This window comes from Pseudomonas sp. SWRI111 (assembly GCF_014268555.1).
Classification (GTDB): Bacteria; Pseudomonadota; Gammaproteobacteria; order Pseudomonadales; family Pseudomonadaceae; genus Aquipseudomonas; species Aquipseudomonas hamedanensis.
The window spans coordinates 49449-62321 of sequence record NZ_JABWQQ010000014.1 but is presented as its reverse complement, the minus strand read 5'-3'; the positions used below and the strand labels follow the sequence as shown (position 1 = coordinate 62321).

At 60.7% G+C, this 12873-nt stretch carries 9 protein-coding genes; 8 read left to right on the top strand and 1 reads right to left on the bottom strand.

The genetic code is table 11. From position 1 onward, the window contains the following. The first annotated feature begins 124 nt into the window (after positions 1 to 124). The 8 genes from gap (at position 125) to HU755_RS17020 (ending at position 10936) form a co-directional block, all read left to right on the top strand. Positions 125 to 1126, top strand: coding sequence for a type I glyceraldehyde-3-phosphate dehydrogenase (gene gap / locus HU755_RS17055; protein WP_186634708.1), 1002 nt, complete (start codon positions 125 to 127; stop codon positions 1124 to 1126). Between the two features lie 198 nt (positions 1127 to 1324). Next, positions 1325 to 1843 (top strand): sigma-70 family RNA polymerase sigma factor, encoded by a 519-nt coding sequence (locus tag HU755_RS17050; RefSeq protein ID WP_186634705.1) that lies wholly within the window; start codon positions 1325 to 1327, stop codon positions 1841 to 1843. A 124-nt stretch (positions 1844 to 1967) separates the two neighbouring features. Then, positions 1968 to 2933 (top strand): FecR domain-containing protein, encoded by a 966-nt coding sequence (locus tag HU755_RS17045; protein ID WP_186634702.1) that lies wholly within the window; start codon positions 1968 to 1970, stop codon positions 2931 to 2933. 119 nt (positions 2934 to 3052) lie between these two features. Beyond that, positions 3053 to 5638 carry a TonB-dependent receptor gene (locus HU755_RS17040; protein WP_186634699.1) on the top strand — a complete coding sequence of 862 codons (2586 nt, stop codon included), beginning with the start codon at positions 3053 to 3055 and terminating at the stop codon, positions 5636 to 5638. A gap of 113 nt (positions 5639 to 5751) precedes the next feature. Further along, the gene (locus tag HU755_RS17035; protein WP_186634696.1) at positions 5752 to 6348 is read left to right on the top strand and encodes a biliverdin-producing heme oxygenase; all 597 of its coding nucleotides are present in this window, start codon (positions 5752 to 5754) and stop codon (positions 6346 to 6348) included. A gap of 166 nt (positions 6349 to 6514) precedes the next feature. Further along, on the top strand, positions 6515 to 6904 hold the full coding sequence (locus tag HU755_RS17030; RefSeq protein WP_186634693.1) for a YbaN family protein: 390 nt from the start codon (positions 6515 to 6517) through the stop codon (positions 6902 to 6904). A 345-nt stretch (positions 6905 to 7249) separates the two neighbouring features. After that, positions 7250 to 9388, top strand: a complete 2139-nt coding sequence (locus tag HU755_RS17025) for a methyl-accepting chemotaxis protein (RefSeq protein ID WP_186634690.1) — start codon at positions 7250 to 7252, stop codon at positions 9386 to 9388. Positions 9389 to 9589: 201 nt separating this feature from the next. Beyond that, positions 9590 to 10936 carry a CoA transferase gene (locus HU755_RS17020; RefSeq protein ID WP_186634687.1) on the top strand — a complete coding sequence of 449 codons (1347 nt, stop codon included), beginning with the start codon at positions 9590 to 9592 and terminating at the stop codon, positions 10934 to 10936. A gap of 106 nt (positions 10937 to 11042) precedes the next feature. Here the strand turns inward: HU755_RS17020 and arcD are convergent, their stop codons facing one another. Beyond that, positions 11043 to 12470: an arginine-ornithine antiporter gene (gene arcD / locus HU755_RS17015; RefSeq protein ID WP_186620631.1), complete on the bottom strand. Its 1428-nt coding sequence runs from the start codon at positions 12468 to 12470 to the stop codon at positions 11043 to 11045. Between the last annotated feature and the right edge of the window lie 403 nt (positions 12471 to 12873).

Below are 12873 nucleotides of genomic sequence, written 5' to 3'. Positions count from 1 at the left end.
GGACCAGTTGATTCAGGTCACTCGTTGTAGATAAAACAAAATATTGCCACTAAAAAGGCTTGTTTTCTATTTTTATGCGAATAATCTTGTAATTCCAACAACAAAACGACGGCGGCGCTGTTCCATGACTCTACGAATCGCAATCAATGGTTTTGGCCGCATCGGCCGTAATATCCTGCGCGCACTGTATACCCAAGGCTATCGTCAAGACCTGCAGATCGTCGCCATCAACGATCTGGGTGACAGTGCAATCAACGCGCATCTGCTCAAATACGACACCGTTCATGGCACCTTCGATGCCGAAGTGGCTCATGACAACGAAAGCCTGACGGTCAACGGCGACCGCATTGCAGTCAGCGCCATTCGCAACCCGGCCGAACTGCCTTGGGCGGCGGAAAAGATTGATGTGGTGTTCGAATGCACCGGTCTCTTTACCGACCGCGCCAAAGCCGCCGCGCATATTAGCGCCGGCGCCCGCAAGGTGATCATCTCGGCCCCGGCCAAAGGCGCCGACGCCACTGTCGTCTACGGCGTCAACCACGACATTCTGCGCCAGTCGCACCAGATTATTTCCAACGCCTCGTGCACCACCAACTGCCTCGCGCCCGTGGCGCAAGTGCTGCACCGCGAGCTGGGCATCGAAAGCGGTCTGATGACCACCATTCATGCCTACACCAACGACCAGAACCTCACCGACGTTTATCACACCGACCCGTACCGCGCGCGTTCGGCCACGCAGAACATGATCCCGAGCAAGACCGGCGCTGCCGAAGCGGTCGGCCTGGTGCTGCCGGAACTGGCCGGCAAATTGACCGGCATGGCCGTGCGCGTGCCGGTGATCAATGTGTCGCTGGTGGATTTGACGGTACAGCTCAAGCGTGAAGCCTCGGCGGACGAAGTCAACGCACTGATGAAAGCGGCGAGCCAGCATTCGAAGATTTTGGGTTACAACACGTTGCCGCTGGTTTCCAGCGACTTCAACCACAACCCGCTGTCGTCGATTTTTGACGCCAACCACACCAAGTCCAGCGGCAAATTGCTGAAAGTGCTGGCCTGGTACGACAACGAGTGGGGCTTCTCCAACCGCATGCTGGATAACTGCCTGGCGTTGTGTAACGCCGAATAATTGCGGATACCCCCAAACCCTGTGGGAGCGAGCCTGCTCGCGAAGGCGTCGTGTCAGTCAATTCCATATCGACTGACAGAAAGCTTTCGCGAGCAAGCCCGCTCCCACAGGGGTTCCGATTTCAATTTGAAATCAGCGCTTGACCATCTGGCTGGATGACAATCATTATCATTCGCTCAAAATGGATCAGGTCTTCCCGTGAGTCAATCGCGCTTCAACCACGTCTTCCTCGCCCAGCGCACTTCGCTGCTGCGCACGCTGGAACGGATGGTCAACAATCACAGCACCGCTGAAGACCTGTTGCAGGAGACCTACCTGCGCGTGACGCGGGCGCTGAGCGAGCGGGCCATCGATCACCTTGAACCTTTTGTCTTCCAGACCGCGCGCAATCTGGCGCTGGACCATTTGCGTGCGCGCAAGATTCATTCTCGAACCATGGTCGACGATGTTCCGCAGGACGTCGTGCACAGCATCGCCGCCCCCGCCAGCAGCGCCGAAGACGCCGCCCACGCCGAACAACTGCTGGAGCGTTTGAACGTGAGCCTCAGCCAACTCAGCATGCGCCAGCAACAAATATTCATCCTCAGCCGCCTCCACGGGCACAGCTATCAGGAGATCGCCGACGAACTGAACGTGTCGCTGAGTACCGTGCAGAAAGAATTGAAACTGATCATGTCGATCTGCATCGGCGTCGCCGAGCGCTTGAATGGCGACTGAGGCTGTAGGGCGTTTCTGTAAGTGACAGGATCGACTGCAGTGATCATCGGGCTTTGCTACCCTTGCCCGACTTTTACGCTTCACTAAAAAAACAGCCGTGCACAGACACTGCCGAGGAACCACCGTGACGGACACCCACCGCTCGCCTTCACCGGATTCGGTGCAGGACGCTGCAAACGCAATGGACCAGGCGCTGGACTGGCTCATCGTGCTTGGTAGCCCGGACGAGGAGCAGACCCGGCAATTTCATGCCTGGCTGGCGGCCGATCCGTTGAATGCCGAGGCGTTTGCCAGGGCTCAGGCAATCTGGGACGGTCCGCAGGTCGTATTGTGTGCACAGGCCCTCGCGGCGAAACCTTCCCGGGTCACGGCCTTCAAACGCTTGCGCGCGCACTGGAAACCCTTGGCCACCGCGGCGGTGCTGGTGCTCGGTCTGTTCAGTTTCAGCAACCTGCCGCTGCGCCTGCAAGCCGATCACCTGACCGTGGTTGGCGAGCGCCAGCGCCTGCAACTCGAAGATGGCTCGAAGGTCCTGCTCAACACCAACTCGGCGTTCTCCAGCACCATCAACGATCAGCAACGCGTGGCCCGGCTGTTTCAGGGCGAGGCGTTTTTCGAGATCGCCAGCGGGCGCAGCCAACCGCTGGAAATCGATGCCGGCCCGGTCCAGGCCAGCGTGCATGACACCGCATTTGCCGTGCGTTATCTCGACGGCGTCGCGCAGGTTAATGTGCAGCGTGGCGCCGTCGATCTGCGCGCCACGCACAACGACGCCCGCGTGCGCCTGAGCGCAGGGGAAAGTATCCGCATCGGCCCCAACGGTTTCGACCGGCCGGCCAGGCTCGATGCCAACACGGACCTGGCCTGGGTACAAGGCCGACTGGTGTTTGAGAACTGCCCGCTGAATCAGGTGCTGGCCGAACTGCGCCGCTACTACCCGGGCTGGATCATCAACAACAACGAGCAACTGGCCGACGTTGCCGTCACTGGCAATTACCGCCTCGATCAGCCGCTCGACGTGGTCCGCTCCCTTGCTCACATCACCTCGGCGCGCTTACAGGAGTTTCCCGCGTTGGTGATCTTGAACTAAATGAGAATTATTTTTACTCGATAGCCACCGGCAGTACGTCTCGTTATAGCCAATGCAATTGATTCGCATCACCATGCGATCAGCACCTATAAAGATTCGTGCGACACGGAGCGCTATCGATGTCCTCTCGCCTTACCCGCCAGACTGCTTCCCCTTCCCGCGTACTGTCACTGTTGACCGCGGCCATGCTGATGGCCGGCAGCGCACCGCTGCTGGCTGCCACTGAGCCGGCGTCGCGCAACATGGCGGATTACTCGTTCGCCATCGGCCAGCAACCGCTGGTCTCGGCACTCAATGCCTTCACCGCCGTGACCGGCTGGCAGGTCGGCTTGCCGGCAGAACTGGGCCAGGGTGTGTCGTCGCCGGGCGTGCGCGGTTCGCTGCCGCCGGAAAAAGCCTTGGAGCGGCTGTTGGTGGGGACCAACCTGAGCTTCCGCAAAATCAGCAACAACAACGTCGTGCTGGAAAAGCGCAACGCCAGCGGCACGCTGAATCTGGATCAGGTAACCATCAGCGCCACCCGTCAGGAACAGTCCGTCGCCAGCGTGCCGTCCACTGTCAGCGTGCACACTCGCGACCAGTTGGACCGCAACAACGTCAATACCATCAAGGATCTGGTGCGCTACGAGCCAGGTGTCTCCGTCGGCGGTGCCGGGCAGCGTGGCGGCATCAGCGGCTACAACATCCGCGGCATCGACGGCGACCGCATTCTGACGCAGGTCGACGGCGTGGAAATCCCCAACGGTTTCTTCAATGGCCCGTACGCCAAGAGCCAGCGCAACTACGTCGACCCGGAAATCGTCAAGCGCGTAGAGATCCTCCGTGGTCCGGCGTCGGTGCTGTACGGCAGTAACGCCATCGGTGGCGCCGTCAGTTATTACACCCTCGATGCAGACGACATCATCAAGCCCGGCAAAGACGTCGGCGCCCGTTTGAAAAGCGGTTACAGCTCTGCCGACGACAGCTGGTTGAAGTCTGCCACGGTCGCCGGACGTGCCGAACAGTTCGATGCGCTGTTGCACTACAGCCAGCGCGACGGCCATGAAACCGAATCCTACGGCAACAACAACGGTACGGGGCTTGCGCGCACCGCCGCCAACCCGGAGGACGTGCGCGCGACCAACGTGCTGGCCAAGCTCGGCTGGAACTACAACGACGATTCGCGCCTGGGCCTGACCTACGAAAAGTACAAGGATGACCGCGACACTGACCAGAAAAGTGCTTACGGCGGCCCGTACGTCAACGGCGCCCCGACGATCCCGACCAGCCTGCTACCCGGCGGCATGTACCAGTGGCGCACCGGCAACGACACCATCACCCGCGAGCGTTTCGGCATCGAGCACCGCTTTGCCCTCGACAGCCTGCTGGTCGACAACGTCAAGTGGAGCCTCAATCACCAGATCGCCAAGACCGACCAGAGTACCGAAGAGTATTACTACCCGATGACCCGTAAAGTGCTGCGCACGCGCGATACGCTTTACGAGGAAAAGCAGTGGGTGTTCGACGCGCAACTGGACAAGGCTTTCGCCATCGGTGACACCGATCATGTGCTGACCTATGGCACCACGATCAAGCAACAGAAAGTCACCGGTTCGCGCAGTGGCGATGGCAAGTGCCTGGCCGTCGGCCGTGGCTGCACGGCGATTGGCGCGACCAGTACAGCTGATGTACTGAAGAAAGCCAGCGACTTCCCCGATCCGACCATCAACACCTACAGCCTGTTCGCCCAGGACCAGATCAGTTGGAACGACTGGACCTTCGTGCCGGGCCTGCGTTACGACTACACCCAGCTCAAGCCGCACATCACCGAGGAATTCCTCAACACCGTAAATGCCGACGGCAAAGGCACGGTCAGCGACAAGAACAAGACCTGGCACAAGGTGTCGCCGAAGTTCGGCCTGACCTACGCGCTGACGGAAAACTACACCTGGTACGGCCAGTACGCCGAAGGCTTCCGCACCCCGACCGCAAAGGCGCTGTATGGCCGTTTCGAGAACAACACCACCGGCTACACCGTCGCGCCTAATTCCGACCTTGAGCCGGAGAAAAGCAAAGGCTTCGAAACCGGTCTGCGCGGCAACTTCGAGCAAGGCTCGTTCGACATCGCGGTGTTCTATAACAAGTACCGCGACTTCATTAACGAAGATGCGGTCAAGCCCGGCGACGACCAACTGACCTTCCAGAGCAACAACATCAAGCGCGCCACGATCAAGGGTGCGGAAGTCAAAGGCCGCTTGAATCTGGATGCGTTCGGCGCGCCGCAAGGCCTCTACACCCAAGGCTCGATCGCCTACGCCTACGGTCGCAACAACGACAACGGCGAGCCGATCAACAGCGTCAATCCACTCACCGGCGTGTTCGGTCTCGGTTATGACCAGGACACCTATGGCGGCCTGCTGAGCTGGACCGTGGTGAAGAAAAAGGACCGCGTCGACGACAGCAATTTCAAGTCGCCGGACGGCGTCAGCAGCCAGTTCAAGACGCCGGGCTTCGGCATTCTCGATCTGGCCGGGTATTACAAAGTCAGCGACGACGTCACCGTCAGTGGCGGCATTTACAACCTGACCGACAAGAAATACTGGCTGTGGGATGACGTGCGCGGCTACGACAGCGTTGGCGAAGCCTCGGTAACGCAACCGGCCAACCTCGATCGCCTGACTCAACCGGGACGCAACTTCGCAATCAACCTGATCTGGGACATCTGATCCGGCCGGCCTCACTGCGCGTGTTCAGTTATTGCGCAGTGAGGTTTTTTTACGCTCCGGCGTCTACCCGTACGTCTTGTTATCAAGCGCCTCATCTATCAAGGACACCCCCCATGACTGCCTCGGAAAAAGCCCTGCGTTCGCAACGCCTGAACCAGATCACCCATGAGCCGCACAGCAAGCTCGATGCGTTGGTCAAGGCCCACGCGCCATTCGAAACCCGCGCCAGCTTCGCCCGTTTCGTCGTCGCGCAATACCTGTTCCAGTCGGAACTGGTCGAGCTGTACAACGACGCCGAACTGACCGCGATTATCCCGGACCTGCCGGCCCGCTGCCGCGCCGAAGCGGCCAGGGCCGACCTTGCCGACCTCGACACCGAAGTTCCGGCGCCCGTGGCCGGCGCGGTGAAAAACCCGAGCAAGGCGCGGGCGCTGGGCTGGCTCTTCGTGTCCGAAGGTTCGAAGCTCGGCGCAGCGTTCCTGATCAAACGCGCGGTGGCGCTGGAGCTGAGCGAAACCTTCGGTGCCCGTCATTTGGGTGAGCCGGAAGGCGGCCGGGCCGAGGGCTGGAAAAGCTTCGTGCGCACCCTCGACGCCTTGCCATTCACGGCTGAGGAAGAGGCCGAAGTGGAGCAAGGTGCGCTGGAGGCGTTCAACCGCTTTACCGTGCTGCTGGAACAGGCATACGCAACCGAAGCCGAACCTGCCTGACACACCGCAGTTTTCCTCTGTAGGAGTGAGCCTGCTCGCGATAGCGTCTTTTCATTCAACATCGATGTCGACTGATACACCGCTATCGCGAGCAGGCTCACTCCTACAGGGGGATTGCGCAAAGTCTGTAAGATCTCCGTTCCGCTTCAGAAGCCACCGCTGAGCCATGCCCGCACCCGCCACCTCAAAACTCGCCCGTCTGCTGTTCGGTCTGCTCGCCTATGTCAGCCTTGGCATCGGCCTGATCGCGATTGTCGTGCCCGGCCTGCCGACCACCGAGTTCATCCTCCTCGCTGCGTGGGCGGCGACCCGCAGTTCGCCGCGCCTGAGTGCCTTGCTGGAAAACCACCGCCTGTTCGGACCGATCCTCAGTAACTGGCGCAACGGCAGAATCATCGCGCGCAAGGCCAAGATCAGCGCCACCGCGAGCATGCTGCTGTGCGCGACGCTGATGCTGGTGACACTCGATCACGGCTGGCCGATCTACCTGGCGATTGCCGGGATGAGCCTGGGCAATCTGTGGATCTGGTCACGCCCGGAATGCATCACCCACTAGTTCAGCCAATTCCCTGTGGCGAGGGAGCTTGCTCCCGCTGGAGAGCGAAGCACTCCCCGGCATTTTGCCTGACAGACTTGGATTGCAGGTTTTGCGACGGCTGCGCAGTCGAGCGGGAGCAAGCTCCCTCGCCACAAAAAAGCCGTCAGAGCCCAGCGAAATCTCCCTGAATTTTTAATCGTTTTCAGCACTTTCCCCTGCGCAAACGTTTAGCGGCGACCGTCCGTCGGCAAGCGCCTCATGCCGTCTCGCTCGACGCCGATGAGCATTGAATGGCGCTGAATGGATTTGGCAAACCGGGCTCCTGGCCCAGGCCACCTGTTTATTCCATTCGTGAGATCGCCCATGTTCGACGCCGTTTCCATTCGCCTGAAAATTGTCCTGCTCTCCGGCCTGTGCCTGCTCGGTGTGGTGGCGCTGATTGTCGGCATGAACATTTACCAGACCAACCAGAACGACGCGCTGGTCAGCACCTCGAGCAGCAAGATGCTCACCGCCAGCGTACAGAACCTGCTGCAAGCCAAGGCCGCCGAGCAAGCGGTGCGGGTGCAGAAAACCTTTGGCGAAAGCCTGCTGGTGGTCACTGCCCTCGCCGACCAGATCAAAGATCTGCGGACGATGGCGGCCAAGCGTTCACTGGATGCTGGCGCCGTGCGTGAAGAGTTGAACCAGAGCCTGAAAACCGCCTTCGAGCGCAACGATAAAGTGCTCGGCATCTGGCTCGCCTTCGAACCCGACGGCCTCGACGGCAAGGACAGCGAGTTCGCCAACGATGCCGCGCGTCAGTCCAACGAAGCCGGGCGTTTCGCCTCGTACTGGAGCCGTGCCGGCGGCGCCGCGCTGAACACGATCATGGTCGAAGATGACCTGACCAAGACCACCCTCAGCGTCAGCGGTACGCCCTACAACAGTTGGTACACCTGCCCTCGCGACAACAAGCGCACCTGCCTGCTCGACCCGTATGCCGACACCGTCGGTGGCAAGGAAATGCTCATGACGACCATTTCCGTGCCGCTGCTGGTCGACGGCAAAGCCATCGGCGTGGTCGGTGTCGACATCGCCCTCGACGCCCTGCAAGCCGCCGCCGTCGATTCGCAACGCAGCCTGTTCAACAACGCCGGGCATATGTTGATCGTTTCCGGCAGTGGCGTGCTCGCTGCCGACAGCGCTGACGCCAGCCGGGTCGGCAAAAAAATCAGCGACACCCTCGGTGCCGATGGCAAGGATGTCCTGCAATTGGTTGGCAGCGGCACCGCGAAAATCCTTGAACAGGGCGAGTTGATTCGCGCCGTGTACCCGGTCGATCCGATCGGCAACTCGCGCGCCTGGGGCGTGGTCATCGACCTGCCCAAGCAAGTGTTGCTGGCTGACTCGGTCAAGCTGCAAGCGGTGCTCGACGACACGCAAGAGACCGGCGTGATCACCGCCCTGCTGGTTGCCGTCGCCGCCGGTGTGGTCGGTTTGTTGCTGATCTGGCTCACCGCCTCCGGCGTTACCCGCCCGATCAACAGCGTTGCCGACATGCTGAAAAACATCGCCAGCGGCGAAGGCGACCTGACCCAGCGCCTGAACTACAGCAAGAAAGACGAACTGGGCGAACTGGTGAACTGGTTCAACCGCTTCCTCGACAAACTGCAACCGACCATCGCCCAGATCAAGCAGAGCATCACCGAAGCGCGCGGCACCGCCGACCAGTCCTCGGAAATCGCCCGGCAGACCAGCGAAGGCATGCAGGTGCAGTTCCGCGAAATCGACCAGGTCGCCACCGCATCCAACGAAATGAGCGCCACTGCTCACGATGTCGCCAACAGCGCCTCGAACGCCGCCAACGCCGCCAAGGGTGCCGACCAGTCGGCCAAGGACGGCATGGCGATCATCGAGCGCAGCACCCGCGACATCAATCAACTGGCCGATGAAGTCAGCAAAGCGGTGAGCGAAGTCGAAGCACTGGCGGTCAACAGCGAGCAGATCGGCTCGGTGCTGGAAGTGATCCGCAGCATCGCCGAACAGACCAACCTGCTGGCGCTCAACGCGGCGATTGAAGCGGCCCGTGCCGGCGAAAGCGGCCGAGGGTTTGCGGTGGTGGCGGACGAAGTGCGCAATCTGGCCAAGCGCACGCAGGATTCGGTAGAGGAGATTCGTCTGGTGATCGAACGCATCCAGACCGGCACCCGTGGCGTGGTCGCGACCATGCATTCGAGCCAGACCCAGGCGCACAACAACGCCGGACAGATCCGCCACGCCGTCGATGCGCTGGGCAAGATCAGCGATGCGGTAACGGTGATCAGCGACATGAACCTGCAAATTGCCAGCGCTGCTGAACAGCAAAGCGCGGTGGCCGAAGAGGTCAACCGCAACGTCTCGGCGATTCGCACCGTGACGGAAACGCTCACCGGGCAAGCCACCGAATCGGCGGCGATCAGCAGCCAGCTCAACAGCCTGGCGAGCCAGCAGATGAAGTTGATGGATCAGTTCCGCGTCTGATTGCCAGAGCTGAAACACTACAAATCCCCTGTGGGAGGGGGCTTGCTCCCGAAGGCGGTTAGTCAGTGAAATGTGAAGTGACTGACACTCCGCCTTCGCGAGCAGGCTCGCTCCCACAGGGGAAAGGGTTCACATACCGGGTTTCATCTAAACCGCGGTTCTTTTGCACTATCATCGCCCTCTCGCTCCGGAGGGCCTTCGATGTCTGATCTGCTCACGTCCATTCAAGCCGCACTCGGCTTGTCGCGCACACCAATTCCTTTCAACGGTCACGGCGCCCTGCCCTCGGCCTTCGCCGTCACCGAACTGGCTTGCGCAAGTATTGCCGCTGCCGGGCAAGCCGTCAGCGAACTGCTTCATCAGCAGGTCGGCCACTTGCCGAGCGTGGAAGTCGACCGGCGGCTGGCCTCGTTCTGGTTCTCCACCTCGCTTCGCCCGATCGGCTGGCAAGTGCCGCCGCTGTGGGACCCGATCGCCGGCGACTATGCGACCCGGGACGGCTGGATCCGCCTGCACACCAACGCACCCCATCATCGCGCCGCCGCTGAACGCGTGCTCGGCGCCTGTGCCGACCGTGCGGCAATGGCGACGAAAGTGGCGCAATGGGCGAGCAAGGATCTGGAGCAAGCGGTGGTCGGGGCCAAGGGCTGCGCCGCCGAAATGCGCAGCTGGGCGCAGTGGCAGCAACATCCACAGGGACTGGCGGTGAATGCCGAACCGCTGGTGCACTTCATCGAGCAGCCGAACGAGACGCGCGCCGCGTGGCACGGTTCGAACGAACGACCTCTGGCCGGGATCAAGGTGCTCGACCTGACCCGCGTGCTCGCCGGCCCCACCGCCAGCCGTTTTCTTGCAGGGCTGGGCGCCGACGTGCTGCGCATCGATCCGCCGAGCTGGAACGAGCCCGGCGTCGTCCCGGAAATGACCGTCGGCAAACGCTGTGCGCGGCTGGATCTGCAAGTATCCGCGGATCGAGCCGTGTTCGAAGGTTTATTGAAAGACGCCGATATTTTGCTGCACGGCTACCGCGCCGATGCTCTGGAACACCTCGGTTTTGGTGTTGAGCGCCGCCAGCAACTGGCACCGGGGCTGATCGACGTCTGCCTCAACGCCTACGGCTGGAGCGGCCCGTGGCAGAACCGCCGGGGCTTCGACAGTCTGGTACAGATGAGCAGCGGCATCGCCGAGGCCGGCCAGCATTGGAAGCAAAGCGATAAGCCAACGCCGTTGCCGGTGCAGGCGCTGGATCACGCGACGGGGTATCTGATGGCGGCGAGTGCACTCAAGTTGCTGACGGAGCGCCTGGCTGAGGGTCGCGGAGGTTCGGCGCGGTTGTCGTTGGCGCGCACGGCGAAGTTGTTGATCGAGCATGGGCCGGGGACGCCTGAACCGTTGCGTGGCGAAGAGGCGCAGGATCAGGATTCGCTGATCGAGCACACCGCGTGGGGCCCGGCGCGGAGGTTGCGCATGCCGGTGCAGATCAGCGGGACGGTGTTGCGATGGGATTTGCCGGCCGCTGAACTGGGGTCACATCGCCCACAGTGGTGAATTTGAAACCGCTATCGCGAGCAGGCTCACTCCTACAGGGGTACGCGCTCCAAATGTAGGAGTGAGCCTGCTCGCGAAGGGGCCGGACCTGCCAAAGCAAACCCGCCTACAAACTCAACACCCCGCTATACAACCCATAAGCCGCCAGCCCCGCCCCGATCACCACGCAAGCGAAAATCCCCTTCTCCACCGTGGTAAAAACCGGCTGCCCCTGTTCATGCTTGGCCTTGGCAAACAGAATCACCCCCGGCGCGTACAGCAACGCCGACAGCAGCAAGTATTTCACCCCACCGGCGTACAACAGCCACACCGCGTAAACCAGGGCGATGCCGCCAATCAGCAGATCCTTGGTACGTTCGGCCGAGGCGTGCTCGTAGGTTTCGCCGCGTCCGCTCAACAGCACCGCGTACGCCGCCGACCACAGGTAGGGCACCAGAATCATCGACGAGGCCAGGTAAATCAGGCTGGTGTAGGTGCCCGCCGAGAACAGCGTGATCAACAGGAAAATCTGAATCATCGCGTTGGTCAGCCACAACGCGTTGACCGGCACGTGGTTCTTGTTTTCCTTCTTCAGGAACGCCGGCATGGTCTTGTCCTTGGCCGTGGCGAAGAGAATTTCCGCACACAGCAAGGCCCACGACAACAACGCACCGAGCAGCGAAATCGCCAGCCCCACGCTGATCAGCAACGCGCCCCACGGCCCGACGATGTGCTCAAGCACCGCGGCCAGCGACGGGTTTTGCAAATTGGCCAGTTCCGGCTGACTCATGATGCCCAGCGACAGCACGTTGACCAGCACCAGCAGCGCCAGCACCCCGATAAAGCCGATCACCGTGGCGCGGCCAACGTCGCTGCGTTTCTCCGCGCGGGCCGAATACACGCTGGCGCCCTCAATGCCGATGAACACGAACACAGTGACCAGCATCATGTTGCGCACCTGGTCCATCACCCCGCCGAACTGCGGGTTGCTGGTGCCCCAGATGTCGCGAGTAAAAATGTCAGCCTTGAACGCCACCGCGGCAATGACAATGAACATGATCAACGGCACAACTTTGGCGACGGTGGTCAGTTGATTGATCAGCGCCGCCTCCTTGATCCCGCGCATCACCAGAAAATGCACGGCCCACAGCAGCACCGAGGCGCAGCCAATGGCAATCGGCGTGTTGCCCTGGCCGAACACTGGAAAAAAATAGCCGAGGGTGCTGAACAGCAAGACGAAATAGCCGACGTTGCCCAGCCAGGCGCTGATCCAGTAACCCCAGGCGGATGAGAAACCCATGTAGTCGCCGAACCCGGCCTTGGCGTAGGCATAGACGCCTGAGTCGAGTTCCGGTTTGCGATTGGCCAGGGTCTGGAAGACGAATGCCAGGGTCAGCATGCCGATCGCGGTGATGCCCCAACCGATCAGGATCGCCCCGGCATCAGCGCGCGCCGCCATGTTCTGCGGCAGCGAGAAAATACCTCCGCCAATCATCGACCCCACCACCAGAGCGATCAACGCGCCAAGGCGCAGCTTCTGCGTCGGTTGCGACATGCAAATCTCCTCGAAAGAACCGCTGATGTTTATTTGTAACAACGACGGACTAAAACCCTGAGCGTAGATGACGTTTATCAGGTAATGCCCTTTTTTGCGCGCTTATATATAGCTGATGACGATAACGCGTAGCACATCCAGTCGGTTTTGTGCGCTGATCCTGATTAATCAATTCTGTACTGAAAACAGATGACGGACATTTGCCAAACGCTGAAAAGCAACTAGCGTCATAGTTCGAAAGCATTAACAGCCATTCGCAATTACGTAAGCGGAATGCCTCTGGCACGGGCCTTTCAGACGACCGTCTTATGCCTGCAACGGGTTCATAAGTCATTCATTAACAATGGAATGTGACCATGCACTGATCCATGTCAGCTATTCGAACAGACAACAGTACTAGGCT